Origin of the sequence: Paenibacillus cellulosilyticus, from assembly GCF_003182255.1 — a bacterium.
In the GTDB taxonomy this organism is placed as follows: domain Bacteria; phylum Bacillota; class Bacilli; order Paenibacillales; family Paenibacillaceae; genus Paenibacillus_T; species Paenibacillus_T cellulosilyticus.
The window spans coordinates 480,110-499,433 of sequence record NZ_QGTQ01000001.1; the positions used below are offsets into that span (position 1 = coordinate 480,110).

At 51.9% G+C, this 19,324-nt stretch carries 20 protein-coding genes; 5 read left to right on the forward strand and 15 right to left on the reverse strand.

What is annotated here, in order from left to right; genetic code table 11:
* Positions 1-41: 41 nt before the first annotated feature.
* From ade to DFQ01_RS02060, 5 genes are all read right to left on the reverse strand, one after another.
* Positions 42-1,799 (reverse strand): adenine deaminase, encoded by a 1,758-nt coding sequence (gene ade / locus DFQ01_RS02040; protein WP_110042206.1) that lies wholly within the window; start codon positions 1,797-1,799, stop codon positions 42-44.
* A 391-nt stretch (positions 1,800-2,190) separates the two neighbouring features.
* Entirely contained in the window at positions 2,191-3,282 is a 1,092-nt protein-coding gene (locus DFQ01_RS02045) for an alpha/beta hydrolase family protein (protein ID WP_110042207.1), read from the reverse strand.
* A gap of 148 nt (positions 3,283-3,430) precedes the next feature.
* Complete coding sequence (locus tag DFQ01_RS02050; protein WP_110042208.1) at positions 3,431-3,652, reverse strand: hypothetical protein; 222 nt, start codon at positions 3,650-3,652, stop codon at positions 3,431-3,433.
* A 196-nt stretch (positions 3,653-3,848) separates the two neighbouring features.
* Positions 3,849-4,745, reverse strand: a complete 897-nt coding sequence (locus DFQ01_RS02055; RefSeq protein ID WP_174812896.1) for an ADP-ribosylglycohydrolase family protein — start codon at positions 4,743-4,745, stop codon at positions 3,849-3,851.
* A 246-nt stretch (positions 4,746-4,991) separates the two neighbouring features.
* Entirely contained in the window at positions 4,992-5,645 is a 654-nt protein-coding gene (locus DFQ01_RS02060; protein WP_110042210.1) for a FusB/FusC family EF-G-binding protein, read from the reverse strand.
* A 363-nt stretch (positions 5,646-6,008) separates the two neighbouring features.
* Between DFQ01_RS02060 and DFQ01_RS02065 the strand changes: the two genes are divergently transcribed.
* Positions 6,009-6,383, forward strand: coding sequence for a VOC family protein (locus tag DFQ01_RS02065; protein ID WP_110042211.1), 375 nt, complete (start codon positions 6,009-6,011; stop codon positions 6,381-6,383).
* Between the two features lie 167 nt (positions 6,384-6,550).
* On the opposite strand, the gene DFQ01_RS02070 is transcribed toward DFQ01_RS02065, so the two are convergent.
* Positions 6,551-7,180 carry a nitroreductase family protein gene (locus tag DFQ01_RS02070; RefSeq protein WP_342769971.1) on the reverse strand — a complete coding sequence of 210 codons (630 nt, stop codon included), beginning with the start codon at positions 7,178-7,180 and terminating at the stop codon, positions 6,551-6,553.
* Between the two features lie 60 nt (positions 7,181-7,240).
* Positions 7,241-8,446 carry an MFS transporter gene (locus DFQ01_RS02075; RefSeq protein ID WP_110042213.1) on the reverse strand — a complete coding sequence of 402 codons (1,206 nt, stop codon included), beginning with the start codon at positions 8,444-8,446 and terminating at the stop codon, positions 7,241-7,243.
* 165 nt (positions 8,447-8,611) lie between these two features.
* Here DFQ01_RS02075 and DFQ01_RS02080 point away from each other — a divergent pair, with 165 nt between their 5' ends.
* Positions 8,612-9,058: a MarR family winged helix-turn-helix transcriptional regulator gene (locus DFQ01_RS02080; protein ID WP_110042214.1), complete on the forward strand. Its 447-nt coding sequence runs from the start codon at positions 8,612-8,614 to the stop codon at positions 9,056-9,058.
* A 76-nt stretch (positions 9,059-9,134) separates the two neighbouring features.
* Here DFQ01_RS02080 and DFQ01_RS02085 read toward each other — a convergent pair whose 3' ends face one another.
* The 3 genes from DFQ01_RS02085 to DFQ01_RS02095 form a co-directional block, all read right to left on the reverse strand.
* Positions 9,135-9,599: an SRPBCC family protein gene (locus DFQ01_RS02085; protein WP_110042215.1), complete on the reverse strand. Its 465-nt coding sequence runs from the start codon at positions 9,597-9,599 to the stop codon at positions 9,135-9,137.
* 120 nt (positions 9,600-9,719) lie between these two features.
* Positions 9,720-10,481, reverse strand: a complete 762-nt coding sequence (locus tag DFQ01_RS02090) for an SDR family NAD(P)-dependent oxidoreductase (protein WP_110042216.1) — start codon at positions 10,479-10,481, stop codon at positions 9,720-9,722.
* 127 nt (positions 10,482-10,608) lie between these two features.
* Complete coding sequence (locus tag DFQ01_RS02095; protein WP_110042217.1) at positions 10,609-11,508, reverse strand: 3-hydroxyacyl-CoA dehydrogenase; 900 nt, start codon at positions 11,506-11,508, stop codon at positions 10,609-10,611.
* A 498-nt stretch (positions 11,509-12,006) separates the two neighbouring features.
* Here DFQ01_RS02095 and sfnG point away from each other — a divergent pair, with 498 nt between their 5' ends.
* The 3 genes from sfnG (at position 12,007) to DFQ01_RS02110 (ending at position 14,378) form a co-directional block, all read left to right on the forward strand.
* On the forward strand, positions 12,007-13,086 hold the full coding sequence (gene sfnG / locus DFQ01_RS02100) for a dimethylsulfone monooxygenase SfnG (protein WP_110042218.1): 1,080 nt from the start codon (positions 12,007-12,009) through the stop codon (positions 13,084-13,086).
* A 28-nt stretch (positions 13,087-13,114) separates the two neighbouring features.
* Positions 13,115-13,741: an AmiS/UreI family transporter gene (locus DFQ01_RS02105; protein WP_110042219.1), complete on the forward strand. Its 627-nt coding sequence runs from the start codon at positions 13,115-13,117 to the stop codon at positions 13,739-13,741.
* A gap of 148 nt (positions 13,742-13,889) precedes the next feature.
* Positions 13,890-14,378 (forward strand): pyridoxamine 5'-phosphate oxidase family protein, encoded by a 489-nt coding sequence (locus DFQ01_RS02110; protein WP_110042220.1) that lies wholly within the window; start codon positions 13,890-13,892, stop codon positions 14,376-14,378.
* A gap of 54 nt (positions 14,379-14,432) precedes the next feature.
* Here the strand turns inward: DFQ01_RS02110 and DFQ01_RS02115 are convergent, their stop codons facing one another.
* From DFQ01_RS02115 to DFQ01_RS02135, 5 genes are read right to left on the reverse strand one after another with little or no spacing between them, the layout of a single operon-like run.
* Positions 14,433-15,785 carry an LLM class flavin-dependent oxidoreductase gene (locus DFQ01_RS02115; protein ID WP_110042221.1) on the reverse strand — a complete coding sequence of 451 codons (1,353 nt, stop codon included), beginning with the start codon at positions 15,783-15,785 and terminating at the stop codon, positions 14,433-14,435.
* 24 nt (positions 15,786-15,809) lie between these two features.
* Positions 15,810-16,637, reverse strand: coding sequence for an ABC transporter permease (locus DFQ01_RS02120; RefSeq protein WP_110042222.1), 828 nt, complete (start codon positions 16,635-16,637; stop codon positions 15,810-15,812).
* Positions 16,638-16,641: 4 nt separating this feature from the next.
* Positions 16,642-17,436, reverse strand: coding sequence for an ABC transporter permease (locus tag DFQ01_RS02125; protein ID WP_110042223.1), 795 nt, complete (start codon positions 17,434-17,436; stop codon positions 16,642-16,644).
* A 17-nt stretch (positions 17,437-17,453) separates the two neighbouring features.
* Positions 17,454-18,497, reverse strand: a complete 1,044-nt coding sequence (locus DFQ01_RS02130) for an aliphatic sulfonate ABC transporter substrate-binding protein (protein WP_110042224.1) — start codon at positions 18,495-18,497, stop codon at positions 17,454-17,456.
* 50 nt (positions 18,498-18,547) lie between these two features.
* Positions 18,548-19,315, reverse strand: coding sequence for an ABC transporter ATP-binding protein (locus tag DFQ01_RS02135; protein ID WP_110042225.1), 768 nt, complete (start codon positions 19,313-19,315; stop codon positions 18,548-18,550).
* Between the last annotated feature and the right edge of the window lie 9 nt (positions 19,316-19,324).

Here is a 19,324-nt window from a genome sequence, read left to right on the forward strand (position 1 = left end):
ACCTCCGCGGGTACTTAGCACTCACTCTTTTACATAGACACTTAAGCGTTACTCGAACTAACCGAAACTTCAATATGCGAGTCAGACGAGAACTCGAACAGGCCTTTGTCCGTCAGCTTCAGCTCCGGGATAACGGGCAGCGTCAGGAAGGACAGCATCAGACAAGGATTGAAGGTTTCCGGCGCCCCAATACGAGCAAGGGACGCATTCAACCACTTCAACGATTCGTACACTTCCTCGTTCGGGCGATCCGACATCAGACCTGCGACCGGAAGCGGAAGTGCTGCCACAACGTCCTGACTGTCAACGACAGCTATTCCACCGTTGCTCGCCATCACCTGTTGAATCGCAATGATCATCGCATCATCCGACGTGCCGACCACGACAATGTTATGCGAGTCATGGGCTATCGTGCTTGCAATCGCCCCTTCTTTCAACTGAAACCCCTTCACGATTCCAAGACCGATATTGCCCGTCGCCTTATGCCGCTCAATAACAGCTATCTTCAATTGATCGTTCTCCGTATCGCTGATGAACAATCCATCCTGCACTTTGACCGTTTCCACCCGATGACGGGTAACGAGTGAGTTCGGAATAATCTCGATGACATTGCACTGGTTCGAGTGAACCGGAAGCTTCAAATCGTCTTGCGTCATTTCCTTCACATGCAGCTGCGGCAGCGGATGACGTTGAGGCACTGGTGGCTGATCGTTAAATGCAGCATCAACGATTCGCTTGTCATGAGCGACGAGCCGCCCTTTCTTGTACACCTGATGGATCGACAGGCTATTCAAATCGTCCAGCAGCAGGAAGTCCGCCTGGTAACCAGCCGCAATCGCACCTAGATGACGCAGCCCGAAGCACTCGGCCGTATTGAGCGTCACCATTTGAACCGCAATGATCGGGTCCAAGCCCCTCTGAATCGCCAGTCGGACGATGTGGTCGACACTACCTTCTTCGGTCAGATCATCCGGCAGCTTATCATCGGTGACGAATACGCATCTTCTCGCGTTGCGTTCGGTAATGACCGGCAGCAGCGCCTCCATGTCCTTCGCTACGGTCCCTTCGCGAATCATTAAGTACATCCCAAGGTCCAGCCGATCCTGCGCTTCTTGGCTGCTGATGCCCTCATGGTCCGTCCGAATGCCTGCCGCCATGTAGATATTCAAGTCATCCCGGCCAATTCCCGCCGCATGACCATCAATGAAGCCATCATGACGTTGTGTCGTCACCAGCTTATCGACCATCTGATCATCCCCGCGGGCCACCGAAGGGAAATCCATTACCTCCGCGAGTCCGAGCACTTGCGGATCAGAGAGAAAAGGTGCCAATTGGTCGGCACTCAGCGTCGCGCCATTGCTCTCAAATTGTGTCGCTGGAACGCAGGAAGGCAGCATGACGAACACGTCCAGAGGCAGTCCCTCGGCGTCATCCAGCATGTATTGAATACCGTCCGCTCCTGCTACGTTAGCAATCTCATGCGGATCGGTAATGACGGTCGTGACGCCATGCGGAAGAACAACCTTCGCAAATTCTCTTGGCAGCAGCATCGAGCTCTCGATATGGACATGGCCATCGATAAGCCCTGGGACGATGATTTTGCCGCTGGCATCGATCGTTTCATGCCCCTCATATGTACCGATCCCTGCGATAACGCCATCGACGATCGCGATGTCGACCTTCATCAACTGTCCCGTGAACACATTGACGATCGTCCCGTTCTTAACGACGACGTCCGCGGGCATTCGTTTACTCGCGACTGCGAGTCTTTTTTGTAACGTTGCAGCATTTATTTTCATAAAATAAGGCCCCTTTGTTCTTAAGTTAGACCAACTCTTATTGTGGAGTCGGACGCTGGTAATTATGCCAAGAATCGCAACAAAAAAGCCTTCCTGAGAAGGCTTTTTTGTTGCGATTGGTTAGTCCCTCGCCGTTAATGCGCTGCAGCGCTTTGTACTTACGGTTGCAGCCGGTCTTAATAAGACTAAAATGCACCAAGTTATATTGCAAAGGTTTCATAGGCGCTTATTAGCCCTATACGGAGCAGCTACAGCCGATTTTACCACTATTAGCCTCTCCTGCAACCGTTATACACCCAAATCCTTCGTTTTGACCCAAATAACCGCTGTGACATTCATTAGCCGACTGGTATCCAGTAAACCAATTTCTCGTCAAAACCTTCGTTCAAATTTAAACGAGGCGAAAGGCCTCTTTAACTCTTTCGAGCTGAACTAGTATACCGGCAATAGCCCTTTGCTCCTCGGGGTGCTGACTGACCGAGCCATACTTCATGGCCTTGTCTATCGCGCTTGCCAGGTCATCTTGTATGCTGTGCGATAGCAGGCCTAGCAGTGTACCGTCATTTGATAGGTCTAGTCTGATTAAACCTGAGTTATAACTAAAGTGTAAGCCGATCCGACCTACCTGTATGCTAATATCATCCAGCGTATACGGCTCTGGCATGTCAACCAGCGCCGAAAATGCAAGGTCGAACATCTTCAAAAAGTCAGCGTTTAGACCGTGTCTCGTAGACGTAAACGCCCCATCTGGACGTATATGCTCCTGGCGAACCCGCTCTAACTTCATGCCCTTCGTTACCGCGCATAACCTCTCTTTGTCCTCAATGGGTGCCATGTCGTCATTCTCGCCATGCCAAGATAGGATTTGAGCTCGATTATCAAATCCATCATAAAGACGAACCAAATCATATAGCTCGGGAAATAGCACTGTTTTACCCGCAAGATATGAAAGCGTGCTCCCTCCGCTTATTTCCCTACCATAATGCAGGTACATCGGATAGTTATACGACGAATTATCAATGATCGACGAGAACAGTCCTGGAGACAAGCGGTTGCATAGGTATGTAAGATAAGCCCCGTGGGAGTGACCGTATGCAATGATCCTGCGTCCGTTAAAATCTAAGTTGTTATCCTTCAAAATCTCAATGACCATCGTGACGGCCGTAAGATTGTCCAATGCCTGCATGGTCGTCATATCGTTAAAGTTGTCTATCGATTCCTCGAGCTCCTCGTGCTGCATAAACTCCCAGCCAAAATAGTCGCACTGTATGCAAACGAGGTTGTACTGATCCGCGAATACGTCACGCATCTTTTTGTAGACGTTGGAGTTGGCATGGCCGCCATATCCAGCAATAAAGAGTAGAAGCCCGGTCTCCTTATTAACTCCCTGTTCTGGCTCACTAAAGTATAGATTCATCGTACGTAAATTGTTATTGTAAACGTTACGGTGCGCACTTATGTTTACTGTGTAAGACTTCGCCATGTTATTCACCCGTTTTCCTTGGATTATATTACACTAACCACGTAAACAACTGACGTGCAGTCATTCCGTCCATACTTCGATCTGTCCGACCTCTTGCCTAGGCACAGACTGAAAAAACGGCCACCGCACTAACGGTGACCGTCCTTCATTACCTTAATCCAAAATGCCGCTCAACGTTCGCCAGCCTATCCTCAAGCTGTGTCGAGGCATTGCGTATGAAGTACTGCACGCCATGCTGCTGCGCCTGCTGCAAGTAATGATTTGATGTGTTCACGACATTGTCCAGCGTCTTGCTGCGAGCCTGCTCAGGGTCGGATAAGGATGGAAAGAGGTCTTCCATCCCTCTTGGATGATCCCTGTCAATAAACATGATCAAGATCCTGCTTCAGCAGTCGTTCGGCTATTTTCATCGATCATTCCCCCTGTAATGGAATAGATTACAGAAGGGCGTTTCTAGTCCTCAATGTATGGAACGACATCGTCGCTGGCATGTACACACTATCTTTAGTAAATCCTTACCATTGTCTCACATAAGGAAATTATTTTGTAGGAAAAATATTCCTTAATTATAACTTACCTACCCTAAGCGCATACAACTGTTCGCTCAGCGAATCCAACCGATCCTTGATGAGAATCTGCTCCGCATAACGCTGCGGGATACCGCTGAAGCCGTAATAGACGCCTGCCAGACCACCTGCGATCGCACCGATTGTATCGGAGTCGCCGCCTTCGTTAGCCGCCCGTTGAACGACCTCCTCGAAGCTGTTCGAGGTGAGCAGCAGATGGAGTACCCAACGCATCGTATCAACGACGAAGCCGGTCGGACCGCAGTTCGGCTGTGCCCCTGGCTGGAGCAGCTCCACATATTCTGTGCCCTTGATCTCATCCGCAATGGCGGCCCTCAGCTCTGCCCCTTCCTCCAGCATCCGATGGGCGATCCGGTTGTACATCTCACAAGTCGCAGCGCATCGCTCATCATAATGGGTCATCTTCGCCTGCTGTCGAGACAGCCGCTCTACATCATTCAGTTCCGCATAAGCCAATGCCACCGGCAGGCAGCGCATTAATGCCCCGTTGCCCGCGCTTTGACCCAAGTTCATATGAGCGACAAACGAAGCTTCCGTCCAATTACCATCATAACCGCTCAGCACACTCCGAATAATGTTGCCGATATCCTTCGGGTTGGAACGATACCACGTTAGAAAATGCTCCCCGATCGCCGCCACAGGCGCGTCCGGCTGCTTCACAATGCCATCCGCCACGCACAGCGTCATCATCGTATCGTCTGTCACCTCGCCCGGCTCCAGCTCCCATACACCGCCACCGACGATCTCCGTCAAATAGCCGTGTTTCTTCTGCACCGACATCCGTGACATGAACTCCGTCGTACCGCCAAGTGCGTCGCCAACCGCAACACCATATAGACCGCCTCTGATCCGATCATGCAGACTCAATGACTTCATCCTCCACACTCCCCTCAGTAAAGATCACCATCTTGATTAATCAAAGGTTTTTACATTGTCATTTCGACTTTATTAATTTATATAGTCATTATGACATAAAAGATTGAGATGTCAACCGCTTTTTCCAAATCGGGTTGCCCCAAACGCACCCATGTTTGCATACAAAAAAGGCGCCCTTCAAGGGCAATGCCATTATCTTAATGACATTGCCCTCATGGGACGCCTCCTATCACTGTCTATCCGATTCTAATCCAGCACAGACGCCAGGAATCGCTCGAGCGATGCAATGTCCGTCACGTTCTTATTGCATGTATGACCGTCCATGCACACATAGTTGCCAACCGATTTATAGTAGTCCGGTGAACTGTTCGCCGGTCTCTTGCGGGTGATGGCCGAGAACAGCGCCAGCTTCTCGTAACGGTTGCAGACGAAGCAGTAGCTCTTCTTATTCGTCTCCGTGAACCGACCTTCCACGCCAACGAATGCCCCGTCCTTGTGATACACGATGAACATTTTGTTCGTCGCGATATCGACCCAGCTCAGATAGGACACATAGCGGAAGTCGACCTGCGCAAGATCGGGCAGCTTCAGCTTCTTGTTCTTCGGGAACAGCTTCCGAATCTGCTGATCCGTAATCGGCGGGAACGCAACCAAATACGGTTCGAGCGCCTGCACATACTTCTGCAGATCTTCACCTGTCTTCAGCTCAGACACGGATTCGAGCATCGAGATCCGTTCATCCTTAATATCCGGGAACAGCTCCGCTACCTTCGCTTGTGCGCTTGAGCGAACACCCGCCACGACCTTCGGATCTCCGACCGTACGGAGTGTATGAAGGACGTAATCGGCTTGATTTTTAATCATATTATATTGATAGCCTCTAATGAATGGTTCACACATGGCATGTCAGCCCCTTATTGTTAGTTGAGTCATGGTAGGTCAATAAGGTGCAAAGCCATTATTAGAAGACGATAGCTGCTGCGTTAATTGGGCGAAGCCGAGGCCTTCCCATGCAAAGATCGCCTCCCTTTCAGGCTTTGCATGAGGCTGTGCCAGTCCGGCAATCTCGTGCCATTGCCATCGGTATCTAACCCCCTTCGCTTACGAATGGGTTTATTATAGTGCAGCCCGCGGGCAAAAGAAAGACTGCAAAACGCCCTAAATGCCGGTTTAACACAAAAGTGGAAAATGAAGGGATTGCGGAAAGTCTGTCGAATAACCTTACACAATGAGCACCTGACAAATCAACAGGGAGTTGTTTGAATGGCTGAAGTTGCTATGCGCCAGATCGCCCGCATTTGCTTCACGTATGTGCCTGTAACGGACGTACGCCTTTCTGCTGCTTGGTATGAAGAAATTCTTGGTTTTACAATAGACCTCGTGTTCGATACGCACGCGATTCTCCAGCCTGATCTTCAGCTGCTGCGTTCAGACGGGCCAGTGGTTCAAAACATGGTGAACGGCAAGCCGCTGCCTCGCACCGCGTATTTCACCAATCATATTCATGAACACTACGCCTACATGCAGGCAAAAGGAGTTCGCTTGGAGCCGATTATCGAAGAAGGGGAATGCGGCTGGCACTTCGACCTATACGACCCGGATGGCAATGTCATTACCATCTGGCGCGCGAAAGATTAAATGAGTACGCACAAGAACCACTCCTGACAAGGAGTGGTTTCTTTATGGCTGTCGACAGAATGAGGTAGCGGAGCTTCTCTTCAAGATATATATTCAAGGACGGTGGCTCGTGAAGGAAACCATCGCAGACGCAGAAAACCCCAGTAGCTAGTACCGGGGTTTCATTGTTAATCGATATACGTGACATATTCACCTGTTGGTTTGCGATAGCCGCGAGGGCGCATGCTCTCTGGGGCAGATTTACCGACCGTGATCATCATGACCGGAATGAAGCCTTCAGGCACTTCGATTAATGCCTCGAGTGCTTGACCTTCTATGCTGTGCATCGGGCATGTATCCCAGCCCTTGTCCTTGGCGATCAGCATAAGGTTCATCGCAGACAAGCTAGCATTGCGCACAGCGTCCTCCCGTTGAAAATCTTCTCCGCGGCTCTCGTAGAACTGGATCGTGTTGTCCACGACCATCTTATATTCCTGTTCACTCAGCAGCCCTAACGTCTTCAAACCTTCGTTAAGCTCAGCTGCATTCAGATGCGCTTTCGTATTGCCAAGTACAAAGATGACGGCCGATGCTGTTCTAATCTTATACTGCTTGTAGGCTGCTTCGTAAATGCGTTCGATCAAGCCACGATCCGTCACCGCTACGAAATGCGCATGCTGCAAGTTGTAGGCTGTTGGCGTATACTTCGTTAATGCGAATATCTCTTCTAACTCATTCCGGGGTATATCTACATGTTCAACGAACCGATTGGCGGATCGACGATCGACAAGTACGGATTGAAAATCGCTCACTTCCATTACCTCCTAGTAGGTGAAGAAATCATGATGCGTACCTACTATATAACGGTAACCTACTTGTTATTTTAAAGGGCTCTGCCTTCTTCTCCACACATATGACACATATACGATGCAGAAAAGCACAATAACAAAGAACGAATAGCGATACATCGCTGCATAGCTGGTTGCTTCAGCAAGACGTCCGAGGAGCATCGCACCGCCGCCAATCCCTAGGTCGAACATCGAATAAAAGGTTGCATTGGCCTGCCCCCGCTGGGCTGGCTCTACACGGTTTAATATCCAAGCTTGCAGCGAGGGCTGTACCGCACCAAAGCCAAAACCGAATAAAATCGCCGAAATCGCCAGCGTCATCTGGCTATCCGCGTAGGACAATACGATCAGCGAGGCCGCTATCAGTACGCTGCCGGGCAGGATGACCCATACATGCCCTTTGCGGTCGAACAGCCGTCCCGAGATGAGCCGCACGACGAGCAAGCATACTGCGTTAAGCGTAAAGAATAAGCCAACATTGCCGATATTCACTTCTTTGCCGAACAGCGTAATAAAGCTGACGATTCCGCCATAGACGATCCCAATCAGCAAAGCGAGCAAGGATGGGAACAGCGCCTTCGGTTCGAACAGCTGCGAGCGGAAGGAAGGCTTCGCCTGCGGCTTTTCAACGTTAGCGGTATGAACGTCCTTATTGCCGCGCTTGCTCTTCACGCCCCAAGCACACAGAAAAGATAAGATCGTGCTGACTGCGGCAACGAGAATCACACCAGGCATTTGTCCAGCTCCGTCTAGAATGGCCAAACCAATCGCAGGCGCCAGCGCCATCGCGAGTGTGCTCGCAAGGCCAAAGTAGCCGATGCCCTCGCCGCGACGTGCTGCCGGGATGACATCCGCCGCCAATGTGCCAGACGTAACCGTGACCACACCCCAGCCAACACCATGGACACAACGAGCCAGCAGCAGTAATACGACCGAGGTCGTCCAGTGATAACCCGATATAATGACGAAGCAGAGAAGAAGCCCTGCCATCAGCCAGCCCTTCTTGCTGTCCCCCATCACCGCTCCAACCAACGGGCGCGTCACAAGCGCAAAGACCGTAAAGATGCCGATAATAAGGCCAACGGCCGTATTGTCTCCGCCTAAGTCCTGCATATAGACCGGCAAAGTAGGCAGCAGCATCTGAAACCCGAAGAATAAGAAGAAGCTGGCGAGCGTAATGAGGATGAAATCAGCCGTCCACAATTTCTCGACCCGCTGCTGTTGTACATTTTCCATAATGATACCTCCAACAAACTAAATTAGTGAGTAACCTCACTAATTTCATATACTGTGAGTGTACTCACTAATTGGCGGAACGTCAACACAGAACATTCGATTCAAAAAGAGCTAGGATGAGGTAAGATAAGGTTATACTTACTGTGGAGGGAGGCCGTCGAACGAATGCATGCATCTACATACAATCAACCGGATGAAGAGTCCGCTGATATATTTTACTTATTAGTCACGACTGCCCGCATATTGAAATTTGAATTCGAGAAGCAGTTGGCCGCACTAAACCTGCCTATCCCAATTTCCGGCCCGCGTCTGCGTCTCATGATGGAAGTCTGGAAAGCTGAGCGCATTCGCATGAATGAGTTAGCGGCCAAGCTAGAGCTAAAGCCACGTACAATTACGGATTTCGTTAATGCATTAGAGCGCAATGGGCTGATTCAGCGTTCGATAGATCCTACCGACCGACGAGCAACGATCCTGTCGCTAACCGATATGGCCAAGCCCCATATCAAGACGATCCGGTCCGTCAGTGCCGAAATAGCGGAAAAGCTCATGGAGAAGCTGTCGGCTGAACAGCGCGGACAGCTGAAGGACCTGCTGGTAACATTAGTCTGAAGTGCAGGACTGACGAAGCACTTACGCATTTCGCGTGAGTGCTTTTTATTTTGCCTCAAGCTCAGATGCTGTTGGTTCAATTCACATTCGCATACGGAGCTTTGTCCGCCACAAGATTGAGCACGATGCCGTGCTCCAGATAAGCTTTTGCGCCGCAGAGCACAATCGTATACCCGCCCATGTCGCCGATAGCCCGACCAACGATTTCGTCCCCGCTGCCCGTATAACCGGAGGTTGTGATCTCCACCATCGTTTCGTTGTCCGATCGCGATGTGAAATTCCACTCCGTCTCTATGCGATCCGACCATTGAATTCGGATTCGCTCATTGCGCTCGACTGCTAACACATGCAATTCGTCCGAAACACCGTACATCTCCCACTCCCAACGAATATCACTTCCCTCTTCTAGCCGCCCGCTGCTCTTCGTGAACCAGAACTTCGTCGTAATGGACGGATCGATGAATGCCTCGAACACCTCTGCCACTGGCTTACGAATCATCATTTCGGCTTTCACGTTCGGTATTTCATTCAAGGTTGTCATCGCCTTTACCCCTTTCGTGGATCTTCCGTTTGATCTCACTATACCATTTCTTGCTTATTTCTAAACTACAAAAGCCCTTCGCCGCAAGTTCGCGATCGAAGGGCTTCTCATATATATCTATTAGCCTTGCTTCGTCTTAAAGCTCAGATAACCGTCGTCCACCGGAATCGTCTGACCGTTAATGGCGCTGGCCGCGTCGCTGAACAGGAAAGCTACGACGCTCGCTACCTGCTCCGGCTGAATAATTCTGCCCCGCATATGCAGGGAGCCAAGATGATTCTTAATTGAATCATCATTGCCGAGAATCGGCGTGTTGATGAAGCCAGGAGCGACTGCGACGACGCGAATGTTATGCTCGGCAAGCTCCAGCGCGCCGGACTTCGTCATCATGACGACGGCAGCCTTCGCGGCGTTGTAGTTGAAGCTGCCGACCGCCGCCATCGTGCCATAAATCGAAGCCGTGTTGACGATCGTGCCGGCTACGCCGAGCTCGACCATCTTTTTCGCCGCATAATACATGCCGTAATAGACGCTGTGCTGATCCACGTCAATGACACGGTGGTAGGACGCAGGGTCCATCTCTAGGAACGGCTTCACTAAGCCGATACCTGCGTTATTGAAAATACCGCTTAGCGTACCATACTTCTGGACCGTCCAATCGATGAGTGCCTTGACCTCGTCTCCTTTGGAGACATCCACTTTATAAGCGCCAGCCGTGACATTCGATGCTTCAAGCTCCGAGACAAGCTGCTCTGCAGCAGTATCGTTATAGTCGGCAATGACAAGCGTCGCCCCTTGAACCGCCAACTTCAGCGCGGTTTCTTTGCCAATCCCACTGGCCCCGCCCGTGATGATAAAGACTTTGCCTTTCTGTTCTGTCATCGTATACTCTCCCTCTCATTCGTAATGCCAATCTGAACCAAGGAATAGTATTCGCACGAATCAGGTTTTTAACCGACTACATGGCTGAACCAGCTGCGAGAAAGCCCCTTAATGATCGACGCATCGATTAGCTTTTCAGAAAATCAGGGCTCAGATAGCTCGGATTCGGATACTTGTAGAAACCCTCTCCCGTTGCAACGCCCAGCTTGCCTTTATCGATATACTCCGTCTTCAGCAGCTCCGCGACCTTCTTCATCTCAGGATCGCCCGTCGCTTCCGCCTTCGCATTGCCGATATTGTAGGCGGTCGTGATGCCAACGATGTCGAGAATAGCGAACGGTCCGCGCGGCGCTCCCGTTGCGACCATCCACGTCTTATCGATCGTCTCGGGATCGGCAATGCCTCTCACCAGCAGCTTCTGGCCCGCATCCAGAAACGGAACGAGCAGCGAGTTCAGAATGTAGCCCGGCTGCTCCTTCTGCAGCGGCAGCGCCACCATTCCGATCGCGCGAGCGAACGCGATGACGTCCTCGAACACCTTCGAATCAGTGCCCGGATGCTTCATAATCTCCGCCGTGTTGTTCTTCCAGATCTCATTGGCAAAATGCAGCGCCAGGAACTGGCTCGGCCGCCCCGTCGCTTCAGCGAATTGGCTAGGCAGCAGCGTCGAGGAGTTCGTTGCGAACACCGTCTTCGCGGGCGCGATAGGTCCTAACTGCTGATAGAAGTCGGTCTTAATCGGCACGACCTCCGGTATTGCCTCGATGATGAGATCGGCGTCGGCTGCAGCCGCAGCCAGATCGCTGTTGAACGACAGCCGCTCGTATGCGGCATCGACCTCTTGCTGCGTCGCCCCTAGATCCGCTTGATACCGCGGCTTCAGCTTCGTGATGCGGTCCTTCGCTTTATCGAGTGCCTCGTCATTAATATCGTAGACCGTAACCTTGAAGCCATGAAACGCCGTCTGGTACGCAATCTGACTGCCAAGAACGCCGCTGCCGGCTACCGTTACATTTTTGAAATCCATCGCTATTCTACTCTCCTCTGCAACGTGATGACGTTACATCATTCCCTGCTTGCTCCATAGCCATGCAGAGGCCCTCTACAGACAAGATGAATAACCGACAATCAAACCATCTTTGTTGGATAACCAACACCGCCAAACGACTCCGGCTTCCCTGTTCTCCCAGCGGCTTGCCCCACACAACAAATCATTTCATAAGTTTATTTCATCGATCTACAACAAACGAGTTCATTATTGTTGGATTCACGTCAATATTCAACAAACCGATTGTTGTAACCCGTTTACCTTTTCGATCATAATGGGGGTACAAATTCTTATAAAATTTATCGGAATATACAAGTTTGCGCGAATCGCACAAAAATCCGATCAAAATCAAATCACGCCGTTTAGTCCACTAAAGGCACCTCTTCGGAGTTCAACTCCGCGAGGTGCCTTTGTGCCTTCTTCATGATCACGGGGCTTGCCTCTTGATATAAATCCATTCTTAAAGGAGAGATAGGTATGTCATTAAAATTTGCTTACTGGGTACCCAATGTCAGCGGAGGACTGGTCATTTCCAAGATTCCTCAGCGCACAGGGTGGTCGTTTGAAGACAATGCCAAATATGCACAAATCGCCGAAGAAGCAGGCTTCGAGTATGCTCTGCTGCAGACGAGGTTTATTGCAAGCTACGGTGCCGAAAATCAACTGGAGGCTATCGCATTAGCTTCCGCCCTAGCGACCGTCACTTCCAAAATCAATTTAATCGCTGCAGTGCTGCCCGGGCTATGGCATCCCGGTACGGTTGCCAAAATGCTATCCACGATCGATCAAATCAGTCACGGTCGCGTTGCCGTCAACATTGTAAGCGGATGGTTTAAGGGGGAGTTCCAGAGCTACGGCGAACCATGGCTCGATCACGATGAGCGCTATCGGAGATCGGAGGAATTCATTCGCGTGCTGCGCGATCTATGGACGCAAGACGAAACGAACTTCCGCGGCGACTTCTACCGCCTGAATAACGCGCCGTTGAAGCCGAAGCCTATTGCCACACCGCCGGTCTTCCAAGGGGGCAACTCCTCTGCTGCCCGGCAGATGGCTTCCCGTGTATCGGATTGGTATTTCATGAACGGCAACACAATCGACGGGTTCAAGAAACAGATTGAAGAAGTGAAGGCGCTCGCCGCTGCCAATAACCGCAGCATTCAATTCGGTGTGAATGCATTCATTATCGTTCGGGACACAGAGGAAGAGGCTAGACAAGTGCTGCGGGACATTATCGCTCATTCCGATCCTGAAGCAGTGGAAGGCTTCCGAAGCCAAGTCCAGTTCGCCGGCAAAGCGTCTCCCGAGCAGGAAGGCATGTGGGCTAACTCCAATTACAACGATCTGGTGCAATATAACGACGGCTTCAAAACAGGATTAATCGGAACTGCCGAACAAGTCGCGGAACGAATCATTGAGCTGAAGAAAATCGGCGTCGACCTTATTCTGACCGGCTTCCTTCACTATGATGAGGAAATTCAAGCATTCGGGGATCAAGTCATTCCGCTTGTCCGGGAGAAGGAAGCCCAACTCGCCGCTCAAGTATTAGTCCAATAATCGATAGGGATTCAGGAGGAATTACAACATGCAAACGGTTGGTCTTATGCTATGCGGCGCTGTCCTATTTCTCAACGCGTTGATGCTGCTAGGGCATGTGGATAATAAGAGTGCTGGCCTATTCAATATATTTATTGGCGCCATTCAAATCATCACGCCGTTCTATGTCATCTTCACAGCCGGTGGCGACCAGTGGACGATATTCAACGCTTCAGGCGTATTCCTGTTCGGACTGACCTTCTTATTCGTGGGCATATCGAACCTTACGAATTTCAGCGCATCAGGCATCGGATGGTTCTCCTTATGGGTTGCCGTTCTTGCGCTCGCTTATGCGGCTATGAGCTTCATACAATTCGATGATGTGAAGTTCGGCATCATCTGGCTGATGTGGGCCTTCCTATGGACGCTGTTCTTCTTGCTGCTCGCCTTGAACAAAGAGATTGCAGCCTTCACAGGCTGGGTCACTTTATTTGAAGCCTTGTTTACCGCTACAATACCTGGGTTTCTGATTCTGATTGGCCGATGGAATCAAGTGAGCTCTACGCTTGTCGAGGTCATCGCACTCGTGTTCGTTATAGCGACTATTGCCCTGTACGTCCGGACTCGCCCGGCAGTCAGGCACAGAGAGCGTAACTCGAAGCCCGTATCAGCCTAAAATGAAGCCCCATCCTACATTATTGTGGATGGGGCCTCTAAATGTCGCCGGTGGAGTCACCTTAGTGAATAGATTGGCATGTAGACCGTCGAGGGCTTGGACATACTAGTCGCGAATGACTACATGCCAGCCAAGGAGAATGATAACGATGGATGCTCTCTCCGATCACCAAGAAGCCGTCGAGACCGTGCATAAATTGATTAAAGACATTGAAATCGCCATGCTGACCACCTCCTCGGAGGAAGGGTTAGTGTCTCGTCCCATGAAGACGCAGGACGCCGACTTTGATGGTACATTATGGTTCTTAACGAAGAAGGATACGAGCAAGTTCCATGAGCTGCTCCATAACAAACAGGTGAATGTTGCTTACGCAGGACATTCATTCGTCTCCATCCGCGGCGAAGCCGAGCTTGTGGAGAGCGTCGAGAAGATCAAGCAATTCTGGAATCCCGTCTACGAGAAGATGTTGGAGACCAACTACGATGATCCGAATCTCGTGCTGATCCGAGTAACGGCCGATGCAGCAGAGTATTGGGATTCGGGTAACAAGTTCAAGATGGCGAAGTTCTTGTTCCACCGACTGTTAGGCCAGAACACAGAAGGATCCGCTATTAACCAATCCGTACAATTGCATTAAACATAAACAAAACCCCATTCCGCCTTATCGGTGAATGAGGCTTGTTCCTGTTCCTTACTGGTGAAGCGAAGCCAGCTTCTTGAAGTGGTCAATCGAAGGATTCGAGAGGCCGAGATGCTCACGAAGCGTCGAGCCTTCGTATTCCTCGCGGTACAGACCGCGGCGCTGCAGGACGGGCACAACTTGGTCAACGAAATCGTCGAGGTCGCCTGGCAGTACCGGCGGCATGATGTTGAAGCCGTCGCAGCCGTAGCCGTCGAACCACTCTTCCATCAGGTCAGCAAGCTGCTCTGGCGTACCAACGAATTGCATGTGACCGCGCGCTCCGAGCAGTCGACGTCCAAGCTCGATAATGGACAAGTTGTCCTTGCGCGCAAGGTCCATAATGAGCTGCACGCGGCTCTTCATGCCATTGCTTGCTTCGACTGGGTCTGGAATGTCCGGCAGCGGCCCATCGGCTGGGTATGCGCTAAGGTCCGTCTGAAGCATGCCCGATACCATCATGACCGCTTCCTGCGGGTCAATCAGATCAAGCAGCTCCCGCTCCTTGCGGCGAGCTTCTTCTACCGTCGATCCGAGAATCGGCGACAGACCTGGCATGATATGCAGACTGCCCCGCTCGCGGCCACCCGCAACCAGCTTCTCGTTGACCGTGCGATAGAATTCCTGCGCAGCAGTCAGTGATGTCTGTGCCGTGAAGATCACCTCGCCGACGCTTGCGGCGAAATCCTGCCCCGGTCCAGAAGAGCCCGCTTGAATGAGCACCGGGTAGCCTTGCGGCGGACGCGGCACATTCAGCAGCCCTTGCTTCGTGGAATACCACTGCCCACTGTAATCCGCTTTACGGAGTTTGGATTCGTCGGTGAATGAGCCCGATGCCCGATCCATCACGAGCGACTCCTGCGGCCAGCTGTCCCACAGCGCCGTTACGACGTCGACGAATTCCTTCGCCATCTCGTAACGCGTTCCATGCGCAGGATGCTTCTCTCTACCGAAGTTGTGCGCTTCCGTGTCTACTTGGGACGTAACGATATTCCAGCCCGCGCGTCCTTTGCTCAGGTGATCGAGCGTAGCAAAGCGGCGCGCCGCGTTGTAGGGTTCGTTGTAGGTAGTGGACAACGTGGCCGTAAGGCCGATTTTGTCCGTTACCATCGCCAGCGATGACAGCAGCGCTACCGGGTCCAGCATGCCTGCGGCAGCCCGGCTTGGGTAGATCAAGTGCAGCAGGTCAGCGAAGAAGATCATATCGAACTTGCCTCGCTCCGCGGACTGCGCTATTTTTTTATACCATTCAATGTCGAACATCTGCTCCACGCCCGATGCCGGATGACGCCATCCAGCGTGATGATGTCCAGTAAAATAAATAAATGCACCCAGATGAAGCTGGCCTTGTCGTTGTCGAGCCATGTTCGTCCCCTCGCTTTCTAGTCTCTAACCTTTATAGCTGTTATTCCATCGCAGGCATCTCTTCTCTACCAGTCGAACCACTGAATCCGACAGCTTGCCGACCAAGGCGAATAGAATAATGCCGACGAACACAATATCCGTCTGCGCATACACACGCGCATCTTGAATCATATAGCCAACTCCGGCGCTTGCACCCATCATCTCAGCCACCGCCAGCAGCAGCCAGGAAGCGCCGACCGATAACCGAATGCCAAGCAGAATGTTCGGCAGCGCCGCAGGAATAATCAATTTCGTTAATAGATGAAGCTTCGAATATTGCAAAATCCGAGTCACTTCATACAGCTTGCGGTCCGCGCTGCGTACCCCGAGATGCGTATGAAAGTACAGCGGGAAGAACGATCCGAGCGCGATGAGCAGCACTTTCGAGAACTCGCCTACGCCGAACCATAGAATGAACAGCGGAATAAGCGTCAGCAGCGGAACTGTCCGCAGCATTTGGATCGTCGGGTCGAGTGTTTTCTCCGCCCATTTGCCAAGTCCCGTGAATATGCCGAGCAGCAAGCCGGTAGCACCACCGAGCAGGAAGCCTCCCCCTGCACGAATGGCACTGCTCGTGACATGATCAGCCAAAGCACCGGTCAAAGCGAGCTGCCAGAATGCCTTCGCGATCTTAGAGGGTGCTGGAAGCGCCGAGTCGGACACCAACCCAAGTGCCGACGCCGCTTCCCATAGGGCAAGCACGATAACAGGCAGCACCCAGCCATACAGCCAGTTCGGCAGCCCTGCGCGCCGCGCCTTGCCGATCGAAGCTTTCTTCTTGCCAGCCTTCGAAACCAACGTCACGTCACTCATCGCCTTACCCCTCCCCACCTATAGAATCGCGCCAGCGCAGCAGCCTGCTCTCCGCCAGCCTTACCAATGAATCGGTCACCTTGCCAACAATCGCGAACACGATGATGCCGACAAAAATAACGGAAGTCAGCGAGAACGATCTCGCATCGTTGATAATATAGCCAAGCCCGGAGCTTGAGCCCATCATCTCCGCTACCACTAACCCAAGCCAGCTTACCGCAATCGAGAGCCGAATGCCGAGGAAGATGGAAGGCATAGCGGCAGGCAGGATCAGCTTCGTAATCGTCTGCCACCTCGTGAATTCTAAGACGCGTGCTACATCGAATAGATTGCGATCGACCGAGCGAACGCCCAAGAATGTGTTCACATAAAGGGGGAAGAACGCCCCCTTCGCGATCAGAATAATCTTGGAGGTCTCGCCAAAGCCGAACCATAAAATGAACAGCGGCGCTACAGCCAAGTGGGGCAGCGTCCGCAGCAGCTGCAGGGATGGATCGAGCAGCCGCTCCGCCTTGAGCGAGAAGCCGACCCATAATCCAGCGACTAGGCCAAGACCTCCGCCGAGCAGGAATCCGAGTGCTGCCCGCCACGAGGAAATCCGCAGGTTCGTCAGCAGCTCGCCCGAGGCGAGCATCCGCCCGAATTCATCCAAGATGTCCTTCGGAGGCGGGATAAGTACGGCGTTCACCCACCCGTTCGACGATGCAATCTGCCAGATGATTAATACAGCCAGCGGAATGAGCATCCCGATCAGGAGATGAATCGCCCGGAACATAAGCTTATGTCTCATGATCTGCATGGCTGCACCTCTTCTTCTTATTTAAGCGCCGCTTCGATGTATTGATTGTCGAATACGTCAGCTACGTTGATCTGTTTGCGAATCGTGCCCAGCTCCAATTGGAAGTCAGCTGTCTTCTGCTGATCTGCGATTGTTTCATCGCTTACTGGAATATTGATCATTGTGGAACGGGATTGGATACCCTTAATCAGCTCAAGTGGAATGCTGCGCTCATCCGCATAGCGTTGGAACGCTTCATCCTGGTTGCCTGCTTCCCATTGGCGAGCCTTCTCGAACGTCTTCAGGTACAGCGTCACCAGATCCGGATACTGCTTCGCGAAATCACTACGAACCAATTGGAACGACGGAGACAGAACGCCTTCGCTCTCGCCATCTGCGAGGACGCGAGCTTTACCGCTCAGTGTATTCAGAGAGATGTACGGGTCCCAGACCGCCCAAGCGTCTACTTTGCCGCCTTCGAACGAAGGCTGTGTTTCGTCCGGCTGCAATTGAATCTCTTCAATATCCGACTTCGAAAGGCCGGCCTTATCGAGTACGCGATAGAGGAAGTTATACGCGTTGCTGCCTTTCGTTACAGCAACCTTCTTGCCCTTCAAATCCGCAATGCTCTTGATCGAGCTATCCGTCGGCACGATAATCGCGACGTTGTTCTTACCGTCCAGCAGCTGCGAGATGATCGTGAAGTCAATTCCTGCTGCTTGTGCAGAGATCGGCGGCATGTTGCCCATGCCCGCGAAATCGAGGTGGTTCGAAGCCATTGCCTCGATCATTGGAGGACCACTCTGGAACTCTACCCATTCAACCTTTGCACCCAGCTCGCCAAACGCATCCTCAAACCATTTCTCCTCCTGCGCCTTGCCGAACAAGCCGCCTTTGCCTTGTACACCAATCTTCACCGTTACGCCGTCGTAAGAAGCCGGTGTGTTCGAAGCGCCCTCTTCTGTGTTCGTCGTCGCGCCTGCATCGTCAGTGGACTTCTCTTCTTTATTCGAATTGCCGCAGCCCGCCACAACCAACACCAATGCAAGTACTATTGCGATCCAGCCAAATCTTTGTCTCATTTATACGCATCCCCTTACGTTTATAAATTCATGAGTTAGTATCATTCCGATTAAATGCCGGCGCCCTGATCAACTAGCGGCGGCTGCTCGACCTTCTCGAACTCGCTCAGCACGCGGGTACGAAGCTCCTGGAAGGAGTGCCCCACTCGTTTGCGCGGGTACGGAAGATCAATGTCGATAACGTTGCGAATGTGGCCCGGACGAGGGTTCATAATGACAACCTTCTCTCCTAAGAACACGGCCTCGTCTAGATCATGCGTGACGAACAGCATCGTCGTCTTGCTATTCTGCCAGATGTCCAGCAGCACCTCTTGCAGATGGGCCCGGGTGAAAGCGTCAAGCGCACCGAATGGCTCATCAAGCAGCAAAATCTCTGGTTTCCGCAGCAGCGCTCTTGCGATCGCAACCCGCTGTGCCATCCCGCCAGACAACTCCTTCGGATAAGCCTTCTCGAACCCTTTCAAGCGAACGAGCTCGATCAACTCGTCGACCTGTCGGCGAATCTGCGGATTGTTCAGCGGTAAATTCGCAGCGATGTTCTTCTCGACGTTCAACCAAGGGAACAAGCGCGGCTCTTGAAAAATAAACCCTTTATCTACGCCCGGCCCTGTAATCGCCTTGCCGTTAAGCTCTACCTTGCCTTCATAAGCCGTATCGATGCCGGCTACAATCTTGAGCAGCGTGCTCTTGCCGCAGCCGCTCGGCCCGATAAAGGTAATGAATTGTCCCTGCTCCACCTGCAGCCGAATATTGCTTAGCGCGACAATCGGTCCTGCAGGAGCAGCGAACGTTTTGTTCAAACGCTCAATATTCAGCATGAGATGCCG